The 23,452-nt window shown below is 63.0% G+C and carries 25 protein-coding genes; 10 read left to right on the top strand and 15 right to left on the bottom strand.

The genetic code is table 11. From position 1 onward, the window contains the following. Nucleotides 1-40 precede the first annotated feature (40 nt). From AC3RCM_RS06945 to AC3RCM_RS06935, 3 genes are all read left to right on the top strand, one after another. Nucleotides 41-1,114: a DUF748 domain-containing protein gene (locus AC3RCM_RS06945; protein ID WP_019436816.1), complete on the top strand. Its 1,074-nt coding sequence runs from the start codon at nt 41-43 to the stop codon at nt 1,112-1,114. A 200-nt stretch (nt 1,115-1,314) separates the two neighbouring features. After that, nucleotides 1,315-2,160: an AAA family ATPase gene (locus tag AC3RCM_RS06940; RefSeq protein ID WP_003254658.1), complete on the top strand. Its 846-nt coding sequence runs from the start codon at nt 1,315-1,317 to the stop codon at nt 2,158-2,160. Between the two features lie 13 nt (nt 2,161-2,173). Next, entirely contained in the window at nt 2,174-3,352 is a 1,179-nt protein-coding gene (locus AC3RCM_RS06935; RefSeq protein WP_104886552.1) for a vWA domain-containing protein, read from the top strand. 121 nt (nt 3,353-3,473) lie between these two features. Here the strand turns inward: AC3RCM_RS06935 and AC3RCM_RS06930 are convergent, their stop codons facing one another. The 4 genes from AC3RCM_RS06930 to AC3RCM_RS06915 are packed head-to-tail and all read right to left on the bottom strand — an operon-like array spanning nt 3,474 to nt 7,146. Next, on the bottom strand, nt 3,474-4,391 hold the full coding sequence (locus tag AC3RCM_RS06930; protein ID WP_064491830.1) for a 5-oxoprolinase subunit C family protein: 918 nt from the start codon (nt 4,389-4,391) through the stop codon (nt 3,474-3,476). Continuing rightward, complete coding sequence (pxpB, locus tag AC3RCM_RS06925; protein ID WP_003254664.1) at nt 4,388-5,074, bottom strand: 5-oxoprolinase subunit PxpB; 687 nt, start codon at nt 5,072-5,074, stop codon at nt 4,388-4,390. Before pxpB ends, AC3RCM_RS06930 begins: the two co-directional genes overlap by 4 nt. Next, nucleotides 5,074-5,850: a 5-oxoprolinase subunit PxpA gene (locus tag AC3RCM_RS06920; RefSeq protein WP_064491832.1), complete on the bottom strand. Its 777-nt coding sequence runs from the start codon at nt 5,848-5,850 to the stop codon at nt 5,074-5,076. Before AC3RCM_RS06920 ends, pxpB begins: the two co-directional genes overlap by 1 nt. Nucleotides 5,851-5,859: 9 nt before the next feature. Further along, entirely contained in the window at nt 5,860-7,146 is a 1,287-nt protein-coding gene (locus AC3RCM_RS06915) for an MFS transporter (RefSeq protein ID WP_064491833.1), read from the bottom strand. A 130-nt stretch (nt 7,147-7,276) separates the two neighbouring features. Between AC3RCM_RS06915 and AC3RCM_RS06910 the strand changes: the two genes are divergently transcribed. Next, nucleotides 7,277-8,188, top strand: a complete 912-nt coding sequence (locus AC3RCM_RS06910; RefSeq protein WP_010955248.1) for a LysR family transcriptional regulator — start codon at nt 7,277-7,279, stop codon at nt 8,186-8,188. A 134-nt stretch (nt 8,189-8,322) separates the two neighbouring features. On the opposite strand, the gene AC3RCM_RS06905 is transcribed toward AC3RCM_RS06910, so the two are convergent. Genes AC3RCM_RS06905 through AC3RCM_RS06895 form a run of 3 tightly spaced genes read right to left on the bottom strand, consistent with a single transcriptional unit; the run spans nt 8,323 to nt 10,139 of the window. Next, nucleotides 8,323-8,844 carry a DUF2937 family protein gene (locus AC3RCM_RS06905; protein WP_003254669.1) on the bottom strand — a complete coding sequence of 174 codons (522 nt, stop codon included), beginning with the start codon at nt 8,842-8,844 and terminating at the stop codon, nt 8,323-8,325. Nucleotides 8,845-8,853: 9 nt separating this feature from the next. After that, nucleotides 8,854-9,627 carry a class II glutamine amidotransferase gene (locus AC3RCM_RS06900; protein WP_010955250.1) on the bottom strand — a complete coding sequence of 258 codons (774 nt, stop codon included), beginning with the start codon at nt 9,625-9,627 and terminating at the stop codon, nt 8,854-8,856. A gap of 14 nt (nt 9,628-9,641) precedes the next feature. Next, complete coding sequence (locus tag AC3RCM_RS06895; RefSeq protein WP_064491834.1) at nt 9,642-10,139, bottom strand: hypothetical protein; 498 nt, start codon at nt 10,137-10,139, stop codon at nt 9,642-9,644. A gap of 179 nt (nt 10,140-10,318) precedes the next feature. On the opposite strand from AC3RCM_RS06895, the gene AC3RCM_RS06890 reads away from it, so the two are divergent. Further along, nucleotides 10,319-12,361 carry a S9 family peptidase gene (locus AC3RCM_RS06890; RefSeq protein ID WP_198748433.1) on the top strand — a complete coding sequence of 681 codons (2,043 nt, stop codon included), beginning with the start codon at nt 10,319-10,321 and terminating at the stop codon, nt 12,359-12,361. Nucleotides 12,362-12,540: 179 nt separating this feature from the next. Here the strand turns inward: AC3RCM_RS06890 and AC3RCM_RS06885 are convergent, their stop codons facing one another. Continuing rightward, nucleotides 12,541-12,819: a hypothetical protein gene (locus AC3RCM_RS06885; protein ID WP_064491836.1), complete on the bottom strand. Its 279-nt coding sequence runs from the start codon at nt 12,817-12,819 to the stop codon at nt 12,541-12,543. 132 nt (nt 12,820-12,951) lie between these two features. Here AC3RCM_RS06885 and AC3RCM_RS06880 point away from each other — a divergent pair, with 132 nt between their 5' ends. Both AC3RCM_RS06880 and AC3RCM_RS06875 read left to right on the top strand, forming a co-directional pair. Further along, nucleotides 12,952-13,323 (top strand): YajD family HNH nuclease, encoded by a 372-nt coding sequence (locus tag AC3RCM_RS06880; protein WP_003254676.1) that lies wholly within the window; start codon nt 12,952-12,954, stop codon nt 13,321-13,323. Nucleotides 13,324-13,394: 71 nt separating this feature from the next. After that, the gene (locus AC3RCM_RS06875; RefSeq protein WP_010955253.1) at nt 13,395-13,865 is read left to right on the top strand and encodes an RNA methyltransferase; all 471 of its coding nucleotides are present in this window, start codon (nt 13,395-13,397) and stop codon (nt 13,863-13,865) included. A gap of 284 nt (nt 13,866-14,149) precedes the next feature. Here AC3RCM_RS06875 and AC3RCM_RS06870 read toward each other — a convergent pair whose 3' ends face one another. After that, on the bottom strand, nt 14,150-15,358 hold the full coding sequence (locus AC3RCM_RS06870) for a hypothetical protein (protein WP_064491837.1): 1,209 nt from the start codon (nt 15,356-15,358) through the stop codon (nt 14,150-14,152). Nucleotides 15,359-15,399: 41 nt separating this feature from the next. Then, the gene (locus tag AC3RCM_RS06865) at nt 15,400-15,849 is read right to left on the bottom strand and encodes a YcgN family cysteine cluster protein (RefSeq protein ID WP_014590031.1); all 450 of its coding nucleotides are present in this window, start codon (nt 15,847-15,849) and stop codon (nt 15,400-15,402) included. 145 nt (nt 15,850-15,994) lie between these two features. On the opposite strand from AC3RCM_RS06865, the gene AC3RCM_RS06860 reads away from it, so the two are divergent. Beyond that, entirely contained in the window at nt 15,995-16,588 is a 594-nt protein-coding gene (locus AC3RCM_RS06860) for a nitroreductase family protein (RefSeq protein ID WP_014590030.1), read from the top strand. A 114-nt stretch (nt 16,589-16,702) separates the two neighbouring features. Here the strand turns inward: AC3RCM_RS06860 and AC3RCM_RS06855 are convergent, their stop codons facing one another. The 4 genes from AC3RCM_RS06855 to AC3RCM_RS06840 all read right to left on the bottom strand — a co-directional run bounded on the left by AC3RCM_RS06855 (nt 16,703) and on the right by AC3RCM_RS06840 (nt 20,877). Further along, entirely contained in the window at nt 16,703-17,635 is a 933-nt protein-coding gene (locus tag AC3RCM_RS06855) for a D-2-hydroxyacid dehydrogenase (RefSeq protein WP_064491839.1), read from the bottom strand. 2 nt (nt 17,636-17,637) lie between these two features. After that, the gene (locus AC3RCM_RS06850) at nt 17,638-17,931 is read right to left on the bottom strand and encodes a YcgL domain-containing protein (protein ID WP_010955258.1); all 294 of its coding nucleotides are present in this window, start codon (nt 17,929-17,931) and stop codon (nt 17,638-17,640) included. Next, nucleotides 17,928-19,061, bottom strand: coding sequence for a ribonuclease D (gene rnd, locus AC3RCM_RS06845; protein WP_064491840.1), 1,134 nt, complete (start codon nt 19,059-19,061; stop codon nt 17,928-17,930). The genes AC3RCM_RS06850 and rnd overlap by 4 nt, the downstream gene beginning before the upstream one ends. 178 nt (nt 19,062-19,239) lie before the next feature. Further along, a complete protein-coding gene (locus AC3RCM_RS06840; protein ID WP_492629445.1) occupies nt 19,240-20,877 on the bottom strand; it encodes a phosphoethanolamine transferase in 1,638 nt (545 codons plus the stop codon). A 250-nt stretch (nt 20,878-21,127) separates the two neighbouring features. Here AC3RCM_RS06840 and AC3RCM_RS06835 point away from each other — a divergent pair, with 250 nt between their 5' ends. Then, entirely contained in the window at nt 21,128-21,364 is a 237-nt protein-coding gene (locus AC3RCM_RS06835) for an HP1242/YdcH family protein (protein WP_064491842.1), read from the top strand. Nucleotides 21,365-21,688: 324 nt separating this feature from the next. Here the strand turns inward: AC3RCM_RS06835 and AC3RCM_RS06830 are convergent, their stop codons facing one another. Next, nucleotides 21,689-22,870, bottom strand: a complete 1,182-nt coding sequence (locus tag AC3RCM_RS06830; protein WP_010955262.1) for a trans-sulfuration enzyme family protein — start codon at nt 22,868-22,870, stop codon at nt 21,689-21,691. Between the two features lie 92 nt (nt 22,871-22,962). Between AC3RCM_RS06830 and AC3RCM_RS06825 the strand changes: the two genes are divergently transcribed. Continuing rightward, nucleotides 22,963-23,424: an Lrp/AsnC family transcriptional regulator gene (locus tag AC3RCM_RS06825; RefSeq protein ID WP_198747927.1), complete on the top strand. Its 462-nt coding sequence runs from the start codon at nt 22,963-22,965 to the stop codon at nt 23,422-23,424. Nucleotides 23,425-23,452: the final 28 nt, after the last annotated feature.

The raw sequence follows: 23,452 nt of genomic DNA, 5'->3' as shown, positions 1-23,452 counted from the left end.
CGTTGCGGTCAACCGCACATCCCGCCTTGGAGACAGCCTCATGAAAGCCCGCTATCGCTGGCCGCTGGTCGGCCTGGCCAGCCTGATCGTGCTGCTGGTGGCGCTGCACCTGGCCCTGCCCTACCTGGTGCGCGACTACCTCAACGACAAGCTGGCCGACATGGGTGACTACCGCGGCCAGGTAGCCGATGTGGACCTGGCCTGGTGGCGCGGTGCCTACCAGATCAATGGGCTGAAAATCGTCAAGACCACCGGCAAGGTGCCCGTACCGTTTCTCGACGCCCCACTGATCGACCTTTCGGTGAGCTGGCGTTCGTTGTGGTACGACAAGGCAGTAGTGGCGGAGGTAACCTTCGTGCACCCCGAGCTGAACTTTGTCGACGGTGGTAGCAAACAGGCATCGCAGACCGGCCAAGGTACCGACTGGCGCCAGCAGCTGGAAAAACTCCTGCCCATCACCCTCAACGAAGTGCGTATCGACAATGGCGTGCTGACGTTCCGCAACTTCAATTCCAAGCCACCGGTCGACCTCAAGGCCACCCGGTTGAACGCCAGCATCCACAACTTGACCAACGTGCGCGACCAGCAAGGCCGTCGCGATGCAAGTTTCGAAGGGACGGCGCTCATCGCGGGGGATGCGAAGGTAGAAAGCCGTGCCACCTTCGACCCTTTCAGTGATTTCGACGACTTCGAATTCAGGCTTCGCGCCACCGGCATCGAGCTGCGCAAACTGAATGACTTTGCCAGCGCCTACGGCAAATTCGACTTCAATGCCGGGCACGGTGACGTGGTCATCGAGGCCCAGGCAGAAAACGGCCGGCTGAACGGCTATATAAAACCGCTGCTGCGCGATGTCGACGTGTTCGACTGGCAACAGGACGTCGAGGAAAAGGACAAGGGCTTCTTCCGCTCAGTGTGGGAGGCCCTGGTGGGGGCGACCGAAACGGTGCTGAAGAACCAGCCGAAAAACCAGTTCGCCACCCGGGTGGAACTCAGCGGCAGTGTGCGCCAACAGGATATCAGTGCCTTCGAAGCGTTCTTGCAGATCCTGCGCAATGGGTTTGTCCAGGCATTCAATGCGCGCTATGAGCAACCAGCGCCGAAGTCTGACTGAGACAGTGTGACGGGGCATTCAGGGACTGAATACCCGGTCTGCGTTTGCAGCCGCCTGGCCCCGCGTTATAGTCGGAAACAAATCCAGATCATGTGCTGCGTGTTCGGGCCTCTTCGCGGGTAAACCCGCCCCTACAACCTTATTAGGCGCGGGTTTCCCGCGAAGAGGCCCGCAAAGCCCTAAACAGAGGACAACCCCCCATGAAGTTCGAAGGCACCCGCGACTACGTCGCCACAGACGACCTGAAACTGGCGGTAAACGCGGCCATTACCCTCGAACGCCCGCTGTTGGTCAAGGGCGAACCGGGCACCGGCAAAACCATGCTCGCCGAGCAGTTGGCGGCTTCGTTCGGGGCGCGCCTGATCACCTGGCACATCAAATCCACTACCAAGGCCCACCAGGGGCTGTACGAGTACGACGCGGTCAGCCGCCTGCGCGACTCGCAGCTGGGCGTGGACAAGGTGCACGATGTGCGCAACTACCTGAAAAAGGGCAAGCTCTGGGAGGCCTTCGAGGCCGACGAGCGGGTCATCCTGCTGATCGACGAAATCGACAAGGCCGATATCGAATTCCCCAACGACCTGCTGCAAGAACTCGACAAGATGGAGTTCTACGTCTACGAAATCGACGAGACCATCAAGGCCAAACAGCGGCCGATCATCATCATTACCTCGAACAACGAAAAAGAGCTGCCGGACGCCTTCCTGCGCCGCTGCTTCTTCCACTACATCGCCTTCCCCGACCGCACTACCCTGCAGCAGATTGTCGACGTGCACTACCCGAACATCAGCCAGTCGCTGGTCAGCGAGGCACTGGATGTGTTCTTCGACGTGCGCAAGGTGCCGGGCCTGAAGAAAAAGCCGTCCACCTCCGAGCTGGTCGACTGGCTCAAGCTGCTGATGGCCGACAACATCGGTGAAGCGGTGCTGCGCGAACGCGACCCGACCAAGGCCATCCCGCCGCTGGCCGGTGCGCTGGTAAAAAACGAGCAGGATGTTCAACTGCTCGAGCGCCTGGCCTTCATGAGCCGGCGCGGCAACCGCTGACAGGAGCAGGGCCATGCTGCTCAATCTGTTCAATGAGATGCGTGCGGCCAAGGTGCCGGTTTCGGTGCGTGAACTGCTCGACCTGCACCAGGCCTTGCAAAAGCGCGTGGTGTTCGCCGACATGGACGAGTTCTACTACCTCGCCCGCGCCATCCTGGTGAAGGACGAACGCCACTTCGACAAGTTCGACCGTGCCTTCGCAGCCTACTTCAAGGGCCTGGAAAACCTCGACCGGCATATCGAGGCGCTGATCCCCGAAGACTGGCTGCGCAAGGAATTCGAGCGTTCGCTGACCGATGAAGAACGCGCACAGATCCAGTCGCTGGGCGGCCTGGACAAGCTTATCGAGGCATTCAAGCAGCGCCTCGAAGAGCAAAAGGAACGCCACGCTGGCGGCAACAAGTGGATTGGCACCGGCGGCACCAGCCCATTCGGCTCGGGTGGTTTCAACCCCGAGGGCATCCGCGTCGGTGACGCCGGCAAGCGTCAGGGCAAGGCAGTCAAAGTCTGGGACCAACGCGAGTACAAGAACCTCGACGACCAGGTCGAGCTTGGCACCCGCAACATCAAGCTGGCCCTGCGCCGGCTGCGCAAGTTCGCCCGCGAAGGCGCCGCCGAAGAGCTCGACATCGATGGCACCATCGACCACACCGCGCGTGATGCCGGGTTGCTGAACATCCAGATGCGCCCCGAGCGGCGCAACACCGTGAAGCTGCTTTTGCTGTTCGACATTGGCGGTTCGATGGACGCCCACGTCAAAGTCTGCGAAGAGCTGTTCTCGGCCTGCAAGACCGAGTTCAAGCACCTGGAGTATTACTACTTCCACAATTGCGTTTATGAGTCGGTGTGGAAGAACAACCTGCGCCGCACGTCCGAACGTTTTTCCACCTTCGACCTGCTGCACAAGTACGGCGATGACTACAAGGTGGTGTTCGTCGGTGACGCGGCCATGGCGCCCTACGAGATCACCCAGCCCGGTGGCAGCGTGGAGCACTGGAACGAAGAAGCCGGGTATGTGTGGATCCAGCGTTTCATGGAAAAATTCAGGAAGGTCATCTGGATCAACCCGTACCCCAAGCAGGCCTGGGAGTACACCGCCTCGACCCATCTGGTGCGCGACCTGATCGAGGACAAGATGTATCCGCTGACCCTGCAAGGGTTGGAGGACGGGATGCGCTACCTGTCCAAGTGAGGTTGCCTGTACCGGCCCTTTCGCGGGCTCGCCCGCTCCCACAGGCCCCCCCACATTCACAACCCTCAAATGCAGTGCTATCCCTGTGGGAGCGGGCAAGCCCGCGAAAGGGCTAGCAGCCTTAAGACCAACGCCTCAGGTAAAGCTGCTGCTCACGCCAGGCCTGGTCCTGCACCACCGCCCTGAACCGCACCACCGCCCCCGGCATGCACTGCGCCAGTTGCGCCAGCGCCAGCGGCGTCAGCGCGCCCAGCCGCGGGTACCCACCAATGGTCTGCCGGTCATTGAGCAACACGATCGGCTGCCCGTCTGGCGGCACCTGTACCGCCCCCAGCGGGATCCCTTCGGAGATCATCGGCGCCCCTTGGTACACCAGCTGCGGCCCCAACAACCGGATGCCCATGCGGTCGGCCCGGCTATCCAGCGTCCACTCCCGGTTGAATGCCTCGAACAAGCTGGTACCGCTGAATTCACCGATCTGCGCGCCCATCACCAGGTCCAGCACCGGCTTTGGGGCGAACTGCGGGCACAACGCTTGCGGCACTTCGCGCAGGGGGGCATTGCTACCGGTAAAAGCCAATGCCTGGTGTTTAGCCAGCGCAGCACCCTGGCCATCGATGCCACCCAGTGCTTCACGTACCACGGTGGCACAACTGCCCAGCACATCCTCGCCCAGAAACCCACCCGGTGCCGCCAGATACGCCCGCACACCCACTTTGGGCTGTCTCAAGGTCAAGCGCTGCCCCTTGGCCAAGGCAAAGCTGCGCCATGGCGCGAGTGGCTGATCATCGACACACGCATCCAGGTCGGCACCGGCCAGGGCCAGCACGCAATCCTGTTCGGCCACCACGCAAAAACCACCCAGCGCCACCTCGACCACCGGCGCCCCCAACGGGTTGCCCAGCAGCCAGTTGGCCCAGTGCATCGCCACCCAGTCCAGCGCCCCGCCCTGGGTCACGCCAAGGTGGCGCACGCCAAAGCGCCCGGCATCCTGTAACTGGCACAACGGCGTACTGGCCTCGATCATCAACTGCTTCATCCCTGCGCCTCCACATCACCACCCATAGCCAGGAATTCGCTGCGCGAAACCGGCACGAAGCGCACCCGGTCACCGGGTTGCAAGAGGCTGTAACCCTCACGCTCACGGTCGAACAACCGCACCGGGGTGCGCCCGATCAGGTTCCAGCCACCCGGCGATACTGCCGGGTAGGCCGCCGTCTGGCGCTCGGCAATACCCACGCTGCCCGCCGCCACGCGCTTGCGTGGGGTACTCAGACGAGGGCTGGCCAGGCGCTCGTCGACCAGGCCCATGAAGCCGAAACCCGGTGCGAAGCCCAGGGCAAACACCGGGTAATCGCGTTCACCGTGCAAGCGAACAATCTCCGCTTCACTCAAGCCGCTGCGAGCTGCCAGCACAGGCAGCTCGGGGCCGACACTGGCGTCGTACCACACCGGGATTTCGTGTCGGCGGCCGCCACTGCCGGTGTCAGGCTGCAAGCCGTCCAGCGCCTGAGCGATTCGCGCCCTGGCCTCGCCTGGCGGCAGGGCAGACTGCACCATCAGCGTGGTATAGGACGGCACCAGGTCCAGCAAATGCTCGCCGAACGCCGCGCTCAAGCGCCGGCTGGCGGCGAGCATCCATGGCATGTTGGCCTCATCGATACGGTCGAACAGGCGTACCATCAGGCTGTCGATGGCGACCACTTCGATTCGCGGCTTCATCACACCTCCAGCCCATCGAGGGCCTGGCGAATCTGCCGCACCGCCGCCACCGAACTGTCGTTGTCGCCATGCACGCAGAGGGTGCGGGCGGCAAGCTGCAAGGCGCTGCCATCGTCAGCCAACAGCGTTTCGCCTCGGGCCAGACGCACCGCCTGCTCCACCACCCGCGCCGGGTCGTGATGCACCGCGCCCGGCAGGCGCCGCGACAGCAGATGGCCGCTGGCGGTGTATGCGCGGTCTGCGAACGCCTCGAACCACAGCGGCACGCCGATTTCATCGCCTAGTGCCTGGGCGGCACGGTTGTCGGCGGTGGCCATCAGCATCAATGGCAGGTTGCTGTCATAGGCCGCTACGGCCTCCAGCACGGTACGCAGCTTGAGCGGGTCGGCCATCATGTCGTTGTACAGCGCGCCATGGGGCTTCACATAGGCCACGCGACCACCCAGCACTTTGCAGATGCCATCCAGCGCACCGATCTGATAATGCAGCAGGTCGCGGATTTCTTCCGGGCTGCAGGCCATGGAGCGGCGGCCGAAGCCGACCAGGTCCGGGTAGGCCGGATGAGCGCCGATAGTCACCCCGTGCTCCAGCGCCAGGGCCACGGTACGGCGCATGATACCGGGGTCGCCGGCGTGGTAGCCGCAGGCGATGTTGGCGCAATCGATGTAAGGCATGACCTCGGCATCCAGGCCCATGCGCCAGCTGCCAAAACTCTCGCCCATGTCGCAATTGAGTAGCAGGCGTTCCACCACGAGGCCTCCGTTGTTGTTGTGCATATGCCTACCTTACCGCGCCTGCAGCTGTTTGCCGCGGGTTTCCGGCAAGCTCAAGGCCGCCACGATCACAATGCCGTAGGACACAGCAGAAAACACGCCGATACCCAAACCCAGCGGAACGTTCTGGCCGAGCATGCCGATCATTAACGGGAACAGCGCGGCAATGACCTTGCCGATGTTGTAGCAGAAGCCCTGCCCCGAACCCCGGATGCGCGTGGGGAACAGTTCGGTCAGAAACGCCCCCATGCCGCTGAAGATACCCGAGGCGAAGAAGCCCAACGGGAGACCCAGCCACAGCATCACGCCATCGCTGACCGGCATCTGCGTGTACAACAGCACAATGACGAAAGAGCCCACGGCGAACAGGATGAAGTTCTTCTTGCGCCCCAGCAGGTCGGACAGATAAGCGCTGACCACATAGCCCACGTACGAGCCGACGATCACCATGGCCAGATAACCACCCGTGCCCAGCACACTCAGGCCGCGTTCGTTCTTCAGGAAGGTTGGCAGCCACGAGGTGATGGCGTAGTAACCGCCGAGCGCGCCGGTGGTCAGCAGGGATGCCCGCACGGTGGTCCAGAGCATGCCCGGGGCGAAGATTTCGTAGAAGCGCGAAGGTGCCTCGGCGTTTTCCACTGCCTTGGCCTTACGATAGACCTCAGGGTCCTTGACCAGGCGGCGAACGAAGATCACGAAGATTGCCGGTACCAGCCCCAGCAGGAACAACGCACGCCAAGCCTGCTCTGCCGGCAGCCAGGAGAACAGCAGCGCATAGAGGATGGCCGTGAGGCCCCAGCCGATTGCCCAGCCGGACTGCACCATGCCCACCGCCTTGCCGCGGTCCTGGGCGCGGATCACCTCGCCGATCAACACCGCACCGGCGGTCCACTCGCCACCGAAGCCAAAGCCCATCAGGGTTCGGGCAATCAGCAATTGCTCGTAGTTCTGAGCGAAGCCGCACAGGAAGGTGAAGAAGGCGAACCACAACACCGTCAGTTGCAGGGTACGCACCCGGCCGATGCGGTCGGAGAGGATACCCGCCACCCAGCCTCCTACAGCCGAGGCAATCAGCGTGCTGGTGTGGATCAACCCGGCTTCGGTGGTGGTGATACCCCACAGCATGATCAGCGTAGGGATGACGAAACTGAGCATCTGTGTGTCCATACCGTCCAGGCCATAGCCAATCTTGCAGCTCCAGAAGGTACGTCGTTGCTGTTTGTCGATGTCACGGTACCAGGCGAAAGGCCCGGACGAAGGGAGGGTACTGACCTGCTGCTGCACGCCGGTGGGGTTCATGGATGCCTCGGCTTGTTGGTATTGTTTTATGGGCGACATGAAGCGTCGCGGCCTGGGCGCCATTGTTCAGAGGCCGCCTCGCCTGCGTCCAACGAAAAAAACCGCCGGTCTGGAACAAGAAAAACTGATCATGAACCTTCGCTTCCTCGAAACCTTCGTCTGGGTCGCCCGGCTCAAGAGCTTCCGCCTGACGGCAGAAAAGCTGTTCACCACCCAGGCTTCGGTATCCAGCCGCATTGCCGCACTGGAGGCTGACCTGGGCGTGAAGCTGCTGCTGCGCGACTCCCGCGGCGTCAGCCTGACCCCGGAAGGCAGCAAGGTGCTGGAATACGCCGAACGCATGCTGGAAACCGCCAAGGCCATGAAGCAGTCGCTGGACAGCGACCGGGCCAAGGTCGGGCGCATTCGCATCGGGGTGATGGATACTGTGATCCACACCTGGATGAGCGCGCTGGTGGCGGAGCTGACCGAGCGCTACCCACAGGTGGAAATCGAACTGGTGGCCGACACCGCGCTGAACTTGCGCGAGCAGCTGCAGAAGGGCTTTCTTGACGTGATTTTGCAGACCGACTTGCTGCGCGAGCAATCGATCCGCAGCCTCGACCTGGCACGCTACCCAATGGGCTGGGTGGTGGCCGCAGGCGCCCACCAGCACCGGGACTATGCGTCGCTGGCCGAACTTGGGCGCGAGCGCATCATCACCTTCTCGAAGAATTCACGGCCGCACCAGGAGGTGCTGAGCTTGCTGCAGGCTGCGGGGGCAGAGGCACCCCGGTTGAATTGTGTGAACTCGGTGGCGGCGATTACCCGGCTGTTGCGCGACGGCTTTGGCATTGGCGCGCTACCGCCGGCGCTGGTGGATGCCGAGTTGGGCCGGGGCGAGCTGGTGCTGCTGGAAGGGTTGCAGCCGCCGCCGAGCCTTGAGCTGGTGGTGGCGTGGCAGACCGGGGTGGCGTTGGTCGATGAGGTGGTTGGGGTTTGCCGGCAGGTGTTGGCGCGGTATGCGCGGGATGTGGGTGGGCAGCGGATCGTGCTGGTCTGACCAACAGTCTCCGCCTGTACCGGCCCTTTCGCGGGCTTGCCCGCTCCCACAGGATCATCACAGGCCTGGCGGGCCAGGTTGTACCTGTGGGAGCGGGCAAGCCCGCGAAAGGGCCGCTACAGGTACAGCAAAACTTAGCGCCAGCTCTCTTTCACCACCCTGCGCCGCCCGCCCAGGATCAGCCAGCCAATCCCCAACAACAGGCTTTCGACCACAAAGGCCAGCACAAACCCGGCACCCACACCCCAGCCAATCGCCTCGGGTACCAGCAGAATCTGGTAGCTGTAGCCATTGAGGGTTTCTTCACGCAACTGCGGGTCGGCCTGTACCAGCACATGCCAGGTACGCTCGGCCCATGACCCTTGCAGCACCTGCCATTCGTTTTCCAGCAGTTCGTTGCGGATCATCAGGCTTTCGATGCTGTTGGCATCACTGTTGAACACCGGGTCGTCGCTGCTGCGGTAGTGCTGCAACAGCGCCTGCAAGTCGCCCTTGAAAAAGCGCTCGGCCGTTTGCCGGAACCCATCGAGCGCCTCGCGCGATTCGAACAGGTGCGCCTCGACCCGCTGGCTATAGTCCTTGACCAGCCCCGGGACCTGGATACCGGCCAGCAGGCCGAAGGTGAACAACAGCAATCGCAGGTAACTTCTGAACATGCAGCGTCCTTAGCTCTGGCCGTGCGCCACGCACTCGCCGTGCCGCCACAGGGCCCACTGACCCGGCGCGTAGCGGTGCCAGGTCTCGTTCTCGGTCAGGGCCTCGGTGGCAATCACCGTGACCACGTCGTTGGGGGTGGTTTCGGTATGAAAATCGACGATCAGGTCGACATCCTTCAACCGTGCGGCACCGAATGGCGCACGGCGGGTAATGTGCACCAGCTTGGTCGAGCAAAAGCAGAACAGCCAGTCGCCGTCGCTGAGCATGCAGTTGAACACGCCCAGATCCCGGTAGCCGGCACAGGCTTCGACCAGCACGGGCAGCAGCTGCTCCACCGGCACCGGTTCGGGGAAGGCGCTGCGGATGCGGTTGAGCAAGTCGCAGAAGGCCGCTTCGCTGTCGGTGTCGCCCACTGGCCGGTAGAAACTGGCCAGGCCCTTGAAGTCACCCAGCTGGCCGTTGTGCGCGAAGCACCAGTTGCGGCCCCACATTTCCCGCACGAACGGGTGGGTGTTGGACAGGCACACCCTGCCGACGTTGGCCTGACGGATATGACCGATCACCACTTCACTTTTGATCGGGTAGCGCTGCACGAGGTTGGCCACTTCCGACTCGCTGCTCGCGGCCGGGTCCTGGAACAGGCGCAGGCCGCGGCCTTCGTAAAAGCCTATCCCCCAGCCGTCACGGTGCGGGCCGGTTCGCCCGCCCCGCTGCATCAGGCCGGTGAAGCTGAAAACGATGTCGGTAGGGACGTTGGCACTCATGCCCAGCAGTTCGCACATAGGCGTGTCTCCGTTTACAGACGAGGCTCGACCCGGCCTGCGCCACGCGTAGCGGCTGGCGGCAAGTCGTCACGGTAACGGTCGCTGCGCTCGGCAGCCAGCGGCGCCTGGGTGCCGAGCTGGTCATCCTCGGCCTGCTGACGCCTGGCGGCGGCTTCGGCCTGCTCACGGCGTGCGTGCGCGCGCTTTTCCAGCGGCCAGCGCAGCAGCACGAAGAGGAAGTACAGGCCGAAGGCGATCATGCCGTACATGGCGAAGTCGGACACAGCGCGCCAGGCGTTGTTGCCGACCTTGAAAGCGACATCCAGCGCAGTGATGGCGATTGCAGGGGCGAAGCTGTCCTTGACCGGGTCGACGATGGTCGGGGTCAGCAGCAGCACCGCCAGCACCACCCGTAGCGGTTCGCGCAGCCAGCGCCACATCCAGCCGGTGAGCTTGAAGCCCACCAGCAGGCACCCTAAGGCGGCTACTGCGTACAAGCCCCAGGCGAAGGTGTAGTCGTTCTCGGTCATGGTGTTCGTGCAAGCCAGGCAAAGAGATGCCTATGATAAACACTTTTCCGGGCGCAGACAGTGTTTGCCTGTGCCGGCCTCTTCGCGGGTAAACCCGCTCCTACCTCGGTGCGACCCCTGTAGGAGCGGGTTTACCCGCGAAGAGGCCGGCACAGGTAACCCCAATCAAGAGACCTTCAATGCCAACCAAGCCCCAACCCCCGATTGCCCAAGCCGACCAGGCCACCGACCCGTATGCCTGGCTGCAACAGCGCGACACCCCCGAGGTACTCGCTTACCTGCAAGCTGAAAACGCCTACCAGGAAGCCTGCCTGGCCGACCAGGCACCGTTGCGTGAGCGACTGTTCGAAGAAATCAAGGGCCGCATCCTGGAGACCGACCTGTCATTGCCGGCGCCCTGGGGCCCCTACCTGTACTACACCCGTACCACCGCCGGCGACGAATACCCGCGTCACTACCGCTGCCCACGCCCGGCCGACGACTCGAACACCGTCGATGAAAGCCAGGAGCAACTGCTGCTCGACCCCAACGCCCTGGCCAACGGCGGTTTCCTCTCCCTGGGCGCGTTCAACATCAGCCCCGACCACCGCCTGCTGGCCTATAGCCTCGACACCAGCGGCGACGAAATCTATACCCTGTACGTCAAAGACCTGGCCAGTGGCAGTGTCACTACCCTGCCCTTCGACGACTGCGACGGTAGCCTGACCTGGGCCAACGACAGCCAGACGCTCTTCTTCGCAGAGCTGGACGACACCCACCGCCCATGGCGCCTGCGTCGCCACACCTTGGGCACGGACGCCGCGCACACCGTGTTCGAAGAGCCAGACGGGCGTTTCTTCCTGCACTGCTACCGCACCAGTTCCGAGCGCCAGCTGGTGCTGCTGCTGAACAGCAAGACCACCAGCGAGGCCTGGGTGCTGGACGCCGACACCCCGCAGGCGCCGTTCACCTGCCTGGCGCCGCGCGTCGAAGGCCACGAATACTTCCCCGACCACGGCCAACTCGACGGCCAGTGGCGCTGGTTCATCCGCACCAACCAGGATGGCATCAACTTCGCCCTGTACCACGCGCCAGCCGCGCCAGTGCCAAGCCGCGAACAGTGGCAGGTGCTGGTGGCGCACCGCGACGCGGTCATGCTCGAAGGCCTTAGCCTGAACGCCGGCGCCCTCACCCTGAGCCTGCGCGAAGGCGGCCTGCCGATCATCGAAGTCCGCCCGCAGGGCTTGCCGGCCTACCGCGTCGAACTGCCAGACGCCGCCTACAGCCTGTACGTGCAGGACAGCCTGGAATTTGCCAGCACTCGCATACGCTTGCGCTACGAAGCGCTCAACCGCCCGGCCCAGGTGCGCCAACTGACGTTGCCCACGGGCGCCCAGGTGGTGCTCAAGCAAACCCCGGTGCTCGGTGCATTCGATGCCGATGACTATGTCAGTGAGCGCCTGTGGGCAACCGCAGCGGATGGCACCCAGGTGCCGATCAGCCTGGTACGCCGCCGCCAGGACCTGGGCAAGACCGTGCCACTGTACCTGTACGGCTATGGCGCCTATGGCGAAAGCCTCGACCCCTGGTTCTCACATGCGCGCCTGAGCCTGCTGGAGCGCGGCGTGGCCTTTGCCATCGCCCATGTGCGAGGTGGTGGTGAACTGGGGGAGGCCTGGTACCGTGCCGGCAAGCAGGAGTACAAGCACAACACGTTCAGCGACTTCATCGCCTGCGCCGAGCACCTGATCAGCCAGGGCGTGACGGCCGCCGACCGCCTGGCCATCAGTGGTGGCAGCGCTGGCGGCCTGCTGATCGGCGCGGTGCTCAACCTGCGCCCGGAGCTGTTCCGCTGCGCCATTGCCGAAGTGCCGTTCGTCGACGTGCTCAACACCATGCTCGACCCGGAGCTGCCGCTGACCGTGACCGAGTACGACGAATGGGGCAACCCTGAGGAGCCGGAGGTGTATGAACGGATCAAGGCTTATGCGCCGTACGAGAACCTGAAAGCGCAGGCCTACCCGGCGATGCTGGTGGTGGCGGGCTACAACGACAGCCGCGTGCAGTATTGGGAGGCAGCCAAATGGGTGGCGAAGTTGCGCACACTCAAGACCGACAGCAACCTGCTGCTGCTCAAGACCGAGATGGGGGCTGGGCATGGCGGGATGAGCGGGCGGTACCAGGGGTTGAAGGATGTGGCCCTGGAGTATGCGTTCGTGTTTGGCGAGCTGGGTATTGCCTAAACTCAGGTTTGAGCACCCCCGCGATCGCTGTGGGAGCGGGCAAGCCCGCGAAGCCAACACCGTGGTGGATGGCACGGGCTTCGCCCGTGTTCGCGGGCAAGCCCGCTCCCACACGCGCCAGCTTCAGAAATTGAGCAAGACAGTTGCTCCAACATGATGACGGCGTGGGCCGCTCATGCTCAATCATTCTGGGCCGGCGGCTTCGGCGGGTCCTGTCGCAACCCGGGCAATGGCTGGTCCTTGGGCGGGCCGGGCACTGGCATCGGCGGCAACAAGGGCGCCCCCGGCTGGCTGTCATAAGCCTTGGGCGGTGTGCTCGGGGTAATCTGCGGGTATGGCGTAGGCGTCGGCGTACCGGGCGCGCCGGGTACTGGCGGCGTGAGCCTGGGTGGCGGGCTGGCAGCTTCTGCCAGGGGCAGGCCAGCCATCAACAGCGCGGCGAGGATCGCGTGAAACATCAGCAACCTCCTGTCGGGAACCTTTCTACAGGCTACGCCTAAATCAACGCTTTCGCCTGTCCGCCTGACCTGCAAGCGCGCTAGACTCAATGGCATAACCGTCACCTGCCTGATCAGAACAAAGGAAACACCATGAGCTCCACCTCTTCTGCCGCCGCTACCGCGCGCCTCGACCGCATCCTGGCCGATGCCAAGCGCGACAAGGAAATGGGCTACCGCGACAAGGCCCTGAGAATGTACCCGCACGTATGCGGCCGCTGCGCCCGCGAGTTCGCCGGCAAGCGCCTGAGCGAGCTGACCGTGCATCACCGTGACCACAACCACGACAACAATCCTCAGGACGGCTCCAACTGGGAGCTGCTGTGCCTGTACTGCCACGACAACGAGCACTCGCGCTACACCGACCAGCAGTACTTCAGCGAAGGCTCCACCAGCACCCCGAGCATTGCCAAGGCTACGCACAACCCGTTTGCCGGGCTGGCGGGCATGCTGAAGAAAGACTGACCATCGATTCGCCCCCCGCTGTTACCGGGCAGCCCGTATAATCGCGCTTTTTTCGCGAAGGGCCCCGGTACGTGGCAAACAAACGATACAGCTGCATCGGCCTGTTCAACCCCAAGTCGGCAGAAAACGTCGGCTCTGTGATGCGCGCCGCGGGCTGCTATGGCGTCAATTCGGTGTTCTACACGGGCAAACGCTATGAACGCGCACGTGACTTCGTCACCGACACCAAGCGCGTGCACTACGACATCCCGCTGATCGGCATCGACGATCTGCAGCGCATTATTCCGCTGGGCTGCACGCCCGTGGCGGTGGAACTGGTAGAGGGTGCGCGGCCATTGCCGGATTACACCCATCCGGACCGGGCCATTTACATCTTCGGGCCAGAGGACGGCTCGTTGAGCGAAGACGTGCGGGGATGGTGTGAAGAGACCATCTACATCCCGACCGAGGGCTGCATGAACCTGGCGGCGACGGTGAATGTGGTGCTGTATGACCGCATGGCCAAGGGGCTGAATACCCGTTCGGGGCCCAAGTTCAAATAGAAAGGCCGCCACTGCGGCAACAGGATAGACCTGCCAACACAGGGCGACCGAGTGCTGAGCTCCGTCAGAACAGCACCGAAACCGGGCCGAACATTGCCTCGACAAACCTTGGGTTGTCGCAATCAACGTTGCCGACGATGGTTGGCTGCACGCCCCCCTCCTCGGTTTCGCCCCGTGAACAATGCTGAGTTTCTGCTCCGCGGTGTATTCCAGGTACGACTTGATACGCTTGAAATGCGACTTGCAGACGATGCCGCCCTGCCGATTGTCAGGCGCAGGGATGCCTAGTGCAGCACCTTGCTCTGCAGCACATCGGAACGCCGCCCCAGCACGTTCTCGCTGATCTGCACGAAGTCTTCGGTACTGACGCTGGGCAGGCGCATCAGCCCACGTACCACATCATCCAACGAACGTTTGGCCTGGGTGTGAATGCGGATTTCCTTGTCCAGCGCCTGCAACAGCATCACGCCGCGGGCCACCTGGGCCGGGCTTGCGCGTTCACCCTTGAGCCGGTTGACCTTGGCGCCCTGCTTGCTCAGACGCGCCTGCCAGACCTGGTAGCGGTCATCACTCATCCCGCCCGAGCGGCGTAGCAACTCGTTGGCGTAATAATCGGTCAGGCTCTCTACCAGCCAGTCACTGCCGTCACGCCCGTGAATCTGCGCGAACAGTTGCACCAATTCGCGCAGCAACGGGCTATTGCCGTTTTCGCTGACCATGGGCCGGGCACTGTTCAGGTACAACGAGCCCTGCGCAGCCATAGCCCCTCGCCACATGCCGTCACGCGCCCCGACCAACAGCAGCTTGGGCGGGTTACGCGGGAACACAGCTTGTAGTTGTGGCCAGACGAATGTGAGCAAGGTCAGGCTGTCCATGCGCCGCATGCCCTGCCCCACCGGCGCGGCCACGGTCACTTCGGTCTCGCCCAGGCGGGCGCGGCGGCTGCCCAGGTCGCCGGCAAGCATCCAGCCGGTCGGGCGATCGAACAGGCGCGACACGTTGTCGATGCGAAACTTCCCCTTGCCGATGCGCGGCCAGGACGTTTCGATGCTCTTCCAGCCCTCGGGCAGGTCGAAAGCCAGGCGCGCCACCAGCTCGGTACCATCCTGCTGGTCGAGGCGCGCAGGGGGTATCAGCTGGTCGCCGAGGAACAGTGCCCAGTGCGGAGTGATGCGTGATGAATAGGCGCCGCTGGCCAGTTTCTGGTCCAGCTGCACACGGTAGCTGAGGCTGGTCTTGCCGGCCGCTGGCTGCCAGATACCACGTTGCCCCTTCAGCTGCCATTGCCCATCAGCCTGGAAGCCGCTGTAGGCCCCAGCCTTGCCCAGGTCGAAGTCCAGGCTGCGCACGGCGCTGCCTTCGGCCAATGTCACGCGGACCTCGGCCTGACCGCTGGCAGGCAGCAAGCGCACCTGGTAGTCGAGGTCGACCTTTTTCGCCCAGGCCGGCGAACTGGCCATCAGGCCCAACAGCAACATCAGGTGGCAACGCATACAGAAACTCCTTGTTTCCCCGAGGCAGCGGGCCGCGCCGGTCAGCTGGCGCGAAAGATCAGGTGGTCTTCCCAGTCGTCTTCGTGCACATCGTGTTCACTGAGCATACGCCCCGACTGGGAAATGCGCTGTTCATGAACCTGTTGCCGGTCGCCACAGACCAGGTGATGCCAGGCCGGCAAGTCCTTGCCCTCACTGACCAGGCGGTAACCGCAGGTACTCGGCAGCCACTTGAACTGGTCGGCCTTGCCCGGGGTGAGCTGGATGCAGTCTGGCACTTGGGCGAAGCGGTTGGGGTAGTCGCTGCACTGGCAGGTATTCAGGTCCAGCAATTTGCAGGCGATGCGCGTGTAATAGACGCTGTTGTCGTCTTCGTCCTCGAGCTTTTGCAGGCAGCACAGGCCGCAGCCATCGCACAGCGATTCCCACTCTTGCTGGCTGAGCTCTTCGAGGGTCTTGCGCCGCCAGAACGGCGCGTTTTCAGCGATCATCACACAGGGTTCCTGCCTTCATCTTGGGGGCCACGGCGCGCGGCGGCGCCAGTCTAGAGCCTGGCCTTCGGCAAAGCCAGACCGCTTGTCAGTCGCGACGGCACGCAGTAGCGTGCGCTTTTCCCGTCCGTTTGCAGGAGCCGCCATGAGCGCCAACCCCCGCATTGCCGATTACGCCATCAACGAGCAGTTCATCAACCGCTGGTCGCCACGCGCCTTCACCGCCGAGCCGATCAGCGAAGAAACCCTGCTGAGCTTCCTCGAAGCCGCCCGCTGGGCACCTTCGGCCTATAACTCGCAGCCTTGGCGCTTCCTGTATGCCCGCCGCGACACGCCGAACTGGGAGCGTTACCTGAGCCTGCTGGTGCCCTTCAATCGCAGCTGGGCGCAACAGGCGTCGGCGCTGGTGCTGGTCATTTCCAAGACCACGTTCGCGGCCCCGGGCGCTACGGAAGAAAAACCGGCGCTGTGGCACACCTTCGACACGGGCTCTGCCTGGGGGCACCTGGCCCTGCAGGCCAGCATCAGCGGCTGGCATACCCATGGCATGGCCGGCTTCGATCAGGACCTGGCACGTCAGGAACTGAAGATTCCCGAGGGTTACGTACTGCATGCCATGGTGGCGATCGGCAAGCTGGGGGACAAGGCCAGCCTGGATGAAGCCCTGCAGGCGCGTGAAGTGCCGAGCCCGCGCAAGCCGCTGAGCGAGCTGGCTGCTGAAGGCGATTTCAGCCTGTAAGGTTTGTGTTGGCAGTGCTGGCCTCTTCGCGGGCAAGCCCGCTCCTACGGGGGGTATCACCACCCTGTGCTGGAGCGGGTTTACCCGCGAAGAGGCCGATACAGGCCACAGCGATCAGTAGCCCCGGGCGAAATCGACTTCACCCCGCAACCCCTGCCCCGCTTCATAAGCCCGCACATTCTCGACAAACAAGCGCACCATCGCTGTCGGCGAGGTGGGCGCCGAGCTGTGCCCGGTCAGCAGCAAGCCCCAGGCGGTCCAGAACGGGTGTTGCTTGGGCAACGGCTCCTGGCGGCACACATCGATCACGGCACCGGCCAGATGGCCCTCTTTCAACGCCTCGACCAGGTCGGCATCGACCACCGCCACACCACGCCCGGCATTGATGAACAAGGCCGAGGGCTGGAAGCACTTGAACAGCGCGGCGTCATACAGGTCATGAGTCGCCGGGGTATCCGGCAGCAGGTTCAGCACATAGTCGACCTGGCCGACCATGCGCGGCAGGTCGGCCAGCGCCGCCACCTGGACGAACGGGGCCTGTTCACGGGCGCTGCTGGCAACCCCGTACAGCTCCACACCAAACGGCTGCAGGAACTCGGCCACACGCTGACCAATGTCGCCTGCACCCACAATGAGGACCTTGCGCCCTTCCAGGCTGCGCCCCGGGCGGTCATCCCAGCGCCGCTCGACCTGGCTGACCAGGCGCGACAGCACCTCACGCTCATGGCCTAGCATATAGGTGAGCATGTACTCGGCCATCACCTGACCAAATATGCCAACTGCGCGGCTCAGGCGGTAATCACGCGGCAGGCCGTCGGCCAGCAACGGCGTGATACCGGCCCATGTCGACTGTATCCAGCCCGGCTTGTGGCCTTGGCGCAGCAGACTGGCCAGCAAGTCCGGCTGGCCCAGCCACACCGGGCACTGCGGTGCCTGGCGGGCCAGTTCGGCAGAGTCGCCGCTGGTCACAACGTCCACGTCAGGCGCGGCTGCGCGCAAAAGGCCGGCGTATCGAGCATGGTCATGCTCAGCGATCAGTACGCGCATGGTCAGACGGGGTCGTTGCGGCGCAGCAGCTCTTCGGGCAGGTGCTCGATGTACTCATCTTCCAGCGGCGGCATCTGCAGGTGGTAGCCTTGGCTTTCGAGGTTCTCCAGCACCTTGGTGATGTCCTCGCGGGCCAGCTTGCGCTCAGGGGTGAGCACCAGGTCGAAAGCGTGCACGGGGGTGCCGAAGAACGGCAGCAGGCCTTCAGGCACGCGCTCCAGGCCGTCAGCCTTGAGTACGTACAGGTACATTTCGTTCTTGCGTGGGCTCTTGTAGATCGAGCAAATGCGTTTCATCGGGTTTCTCCGGCACCTGCCAGGTTGTCCAGCAGGGCCTGGCCCATGCGCTCACGGCGCCAGCCGCGCAGCGAATCGGGCAGTTGATAAGGGCCATTGGGGTATCCGCTCTTGAGCAGCGCCTCCAGGGCTTTCTTGCGCAGCATCAGCTCGGGTGCAATCCCCAGGCGCTCGCCTTCGGCCTGGCCGATGGCACGCAGCTGCTTGAGAAGGCCAGCAGCCTCGATCGGCAGCGGCTCGGGCAAGGGCGCAGGCCATTGCTCGGCAGGCAGGCTGGCGGCGCGCTTGATCAGCTGGATGAGGAACTCACCGTCCTGACGAATGGTGCGCGGGTGCATCTCGTCGATCTTGGCCAAGGCCGACAGGTTGTTCGGCTGGCTTTTGGCCATGGGCCAGAGCGAGTGCTCCTTGAGGATACGATTACGCGGCACATCGCGGTTGCGCGCTTCGCGTTCGCGCCAGGCGCACAGCTCACGTAGCACTGCCAGTTGTTGAGGCGCCAGCTTCCAGGCCAGCTTGACGTCGCGGTACAGGCTTTCGGGCTCGACTTCACGGCGCAACGCAGCCACCAGCTCGGCGCCGTCTTCCAGCACCCAGGCATACTTGTCGTCACTCAGCCGCGGGCGCAGCACGGTGAAAAGCTCGGCCAGGTGCACGGCATCTTCGGCAGCGTAGCTGACCTGGGTTTCCGAGAGCGGGCGTTGCAGCCAGTCGGAGCGGGTTTCGCCTTTGGGCAATTCGATGCCCAGCACTTCCTGCACCAGGCGCGAATAGCCCATGGAGAAGCCCAGGTTCAGGTAACCGGCGGCCAGCTGAGTGTCGAACAGCGGCTGAGGCAGCTTGCCGGTCAGGCGCAGCAGCACTTCGAGGTCTTCGCTGCAGGCGTGCAGCACCTTGACCACACCGCTGTCTTCCAGCAGGTCGGCCAAGGGTTGCCAGTTGCCGATCAGCAGCGGGTCGATCAGGAAGGCGCGTTGGCCGTCGCCGATCTGGATCAGCCCGGCTTTCGGGTAAAAGGTGTCGACCCGCATGAATTCGGTGTCGACGGCGACGAAGGGCAGTTGGTGCCAGTCGCGGCAGTGTTCGGCCAGGCTCTGGTCGTCACGGATCCAGTGAATTTCGATGGCCACAAGGCTCTCCCACTAACATTGGCGCGCAGTATATACGGCGCGGGCACTGCGGGTGAAACTGTCCCGCTTTTCGGGGGCAGTCCACCCTGTGGGAGCGGGCGCGCCCACGAATGAAGGCAACACGGTGTATGGCCCGGGCTTCGCCCGGGTTCGCGGGCTTGCCCGCTCCCACAGGGCTTCAGCGCTTGGCCGCCAGCCAGGGCCGGCAACTGGCGAACATGTCCAGCGACTGCTGGTAGAGCTCGGTATGTACCTGCAACAGGCCAAGCATCGAGTGGAACAGGTTGTCCTGGGACAGCGGGGCATCGCTGAGCCGTGCCAGGCAGTCGGTATCGACGCCGAAGTCCTCTTTGTAGTTGTCGGAGAACCAGGTCAGCAGTGGTATGTGCTTCTGCTGCTCGGGAGCGATGGCGTACGGCGTGCCGTGCAGGAACAGGTTGTACTCGCCCAGCGACTCGCCGTGGTCGGACAGGTAGATCATCGCGGTATCGACCTTGTCTTGCTTGCTGCGCAGGGTATCGATCAGCGAGGCCAGCACCTTGTCGGTATAGGCCAGGGTGTTGTCGTACCCGTTGATGATTTCCTCCTCGCTGCACTGGTTCAACGCGTTGCTCTGGCACACCGGGGTGAAGCGCTCGGCATCACTGGGGTAGCGCTTGAAGTACTCGGGGCCGTGGCTGCCCATCTGGTGCAGCACCAGCACGGTGTCCTTGTCGAGGTTGTCGATCAACGCGTCCAGGCCTTGCAGCAGGATCTGGTCATGGCATTCGCCATCGGCGCACAGCTGCGGGTCCTTGAGGTTGCTGACGTCGATGAACTGCACGCGATCGCAGGTGCCTTTGCAGCCCGACTGGTTGTCACGCCACTGCACGGCCAGGCCGGCACGCTGCAGGATGTCCAGCAGCCCTTCGCGGTTCTTCGCTACGCGGGCGTCGTAGTCCTTGCGCTTCATGCCCGAGAACATGCAAGGCACCGAAACCGCCGTTTCCGTACCACACGAGTGCACGTCGGAAAACGCCAGCAGGCCCTGTTCCCTGGCGAGATTCGGCGTGGTATCGCGGTCATAGCCCAGCACGCCGAAATGGTCTGCCCGGGCACTTTCCCCGACCACCAGCACGGTCAGCGACTTGCGCTCATGTCTTTGCCAGGCCGCATCACGCTTGGCATCTTCACCATAATGCTGGAACGGGCGCGAAGCCGTACCGACACGCTCGCCGACATAACCAATGGAGGCCCCGACGATATTGCTGGGGGTGAGCATCAGGCGCAATTCGTGGTGATTGCGAAACAGCGACGACAGCCCTTGATAGTTGACCAACGCGACCGAGCCGATGGTCACCACACAGGCACCACTGACCACCAACTTGCCCAGCAGCTCGCGGTGCCAGGGGCGGTAGGCGATCTGCGCCTTCCACAGCAGCACCGATGGCAGCACACCCAGCAGCAGGATATACGCGGCAAACTTGAACGACATCAAGTCGCGCACTTCCGCAACATTGGTCTCGGCCATATTACGGAACATGCCGGCGTCAATAAGTACGCCGTACTGGTTCATGAAGTAAGCCACACCCGCACCACTCATGAACAACACGATAAGTACCGGCTTCACTACATACCGGAAGGCAATTAACGTGAGGATCAGATTGAACGCGAAGAGCATTAGCACAGCAAACGCCAGGCTCAACCACAACCCCGAAAGGCCGGCAGGAACCACCGTTTGCAGGTGCTCCCAGAGGAACATGTTGAAGCCAATCAGCAGATAAAGACTGGCCAGCAGCGTGACCCATTCAGTCCGCAGGGATTTGAAGTTGAGCATCAGCGTTCGCTATCAAGAGTGATGATCACCCCAGGCCAGATGGCACTGTGGGAAGTTGGGCGAACTCTAGAAAGCACGTCATCAATTTTTTGTGAAAAACTTGGTAACAATTTCGTGAGGGTGTGTCTTTTATCGATTATCTCAAAACCATTCAGCTGCCATTCAGCCTGGACCGCCGTCACAAGCCTGCGCAAAGACAGCTATCCTCAATGGTCAGGACCTTACCGACAACCCTGACAGAGGTGAAGAAATGCCAGTTCCGCACGATCTGCTCGCTGACCTGCACGTTACCGCTGATGCATTCCAGGCACTCATAGAGAAGGATCAGGACCTGCACAAACTGCACAAGGAGTACAACGCCAAGGACAAGGAGGTGGTCGCCGCCGAAGGCAACGGCACCAACGACGAGACGGTCAACCGCCTGCGCAAGGAAAGGTTGCTGATCAAGGACAAGATCGAACGGATCATTCATCCGCCCAAATCCTGACAGGCATCTATTGAATCCACCGGCCTCTTCGCGGGTAAACCCGCTCCTACACCGATGCGCCAGCCCGTCGTAGGAGCGGGTTCACCCGCGAAAGGGCCGGGCCTGCTGGCCAGTATCCCTGGCCGGTCACCATTGCCGCCGCTACGGTATTCGCGGGTACGCCCCTACGTGCAGACCGTCATAGAAACAGGTTCAACCGCGAAAGGGCCGGGCCTGCTGGCCAATGTCCCTGGCCGTTCACCGTTCTCGCCGCCACCGTATTCGCGGGTAAACCCGCTCCTACCACCTGCAGGAGCGGGCGAGCCCGCGAAGAGGCCTGCCGCCCTACACAGCAACCAGCGCTTTCAACGCCCCATCCAGGTCCTCGACCAGGTCACGGTAATCCTCGATCCCTACCGACAACCGCAGCAGGTTCTCGCTGATCCCCATCACCCCTTTCTGCTCTGGGCTCAGTGAGCAGTGCGACATGCTCCAGGAATGGTTGATCATGCTTTCCACCCCACCCAGCGAGTCGGCCAGCACAAAAATCTGCAGCGCCTCCACCAGGCGGTTGAGCGCGGCGCGGTCGCCTTTCACTTTCATCGCCACCACCGCCCCGCCACTGCGCATCTGGCGTTTGCACAGTTCATGCTGCGGGTGGCTTTCCAGCCCTGGGTAATACACCTGCTCGACCTGCGCGTGACCTTCCAGGAAGCGTGCCACCTGCAGGGCATTGGCGCACTGGCGCTCCATGCGCACATCCAGGGTCTTCAGACCGCGCAGGGCCAGGTAGCAGTCGAACGGCCCCTGCACCGCCCCAATCGCCATGCTGATACGGCGCAGGCGTGCCAGCAACGCATCGTTGGCCGCCACCACCACACCGCCGGTGAGGTCGGAGTGGCCACCGATGTACTTGCTGGCCGAGTGCATCACCAAGTCCACGCCCAGGGTGATCGGGCGCTGGTTCCACGGCGAGCAGAAGGTGTTGTCGATGCAGGTGAGGATGCCCTTGGCCTTGGCCAGGTCGCACACCGCCTTGATGTCGACCAGGTGCAGCAACGGGTTGGTCGGCGACTCGATCCAGATCAGCTGGGTTTCCGGCTTGATCGCAGCCGCTACGGCTTCAATGTCGTTGAGATCGACATAGGTGGTGGTCAGCCCGGAGGTGCGGCTGCGGTAATCTTCCATGATGCGGAACGTGCCACCGTATACGCCGTTCATCACCACCACGTGGGCATCCTTGGGCAGCAGCTCAAGCACGGTTGCGGTGGCATTGACTCCCGAGGCGCAGGCCACAGCGCCCACGCCTTCTTCCAGGGCAGCGACACAGGTTTCGTAGGCATGCCGGGTGGGGTTGCCGACGCGGCTGTAGGAATATTCCGGCTTGTCATCCAGGCTGCGCTTGGTGAACGAACTGGCGGTGACGATGGCCGGAAAAATGGCGTTATCGGCAACGCTGAACTGCTCGCCGGCGTGAATGGTACGGGTGGCGAAATTGCGCGGCTTGTCGGACATGGTCAGGCCCATTGGCAGAATGAAAGCTGCAACTATCGCACAACCCAAATCGTCTGGCCTTGGGGTAATCTGTGAAATATTTTTCTGCACGGCCTGCGCGCGATATGGACAATTTCGACCAGCACATTCTTACCCTGCTACAGCGTGATGCCTCGATCTCGCTGAAGGACCTGGCCGAGGCCGTCAACCTGTCCACCACACCGTGCTGGAAGCGGGTCAAGCGCCTGGAGGAAGACGGCTACATCCTCGGCCGCGTCGCCCTGCTGGACCCCGAACGGCTGGGGTTGGGGCTTACCGTGTTCGTCCAGCTCAAGACCCAGCGCCACGACAGCGCCTGGCTGGAGCAGTTTGCTGCGACCGTGACCGGGTTCGAGGAAGTGATGGAGTGCTACCGCATGTCCGGGGACTGGGACTACATGCTGCGGGTGGTGGTGGGTGATATTGCGGCGTATGACCGGTTCTACAAAAAGCTGATTACCCGTACCGATGGGCTATCGAACATCACCTCCAGTTTTGCCATGGAGCAGATGAAGTACACCACGGCTTACCCGGTGCATCGCGCCTGACCGGTGCTGGATTCTTCGCGGGCAAACC

The sequence above is a fragment of the Pseudomonas sp. GW823-FHT05G12 genome, from assembly GCF_058795575.1.
The sequence above is the reverse complement of the archived record's forward strand: the minus strand, read 5'-3'. Positions and strand labels throughout refer to the sequence as shown.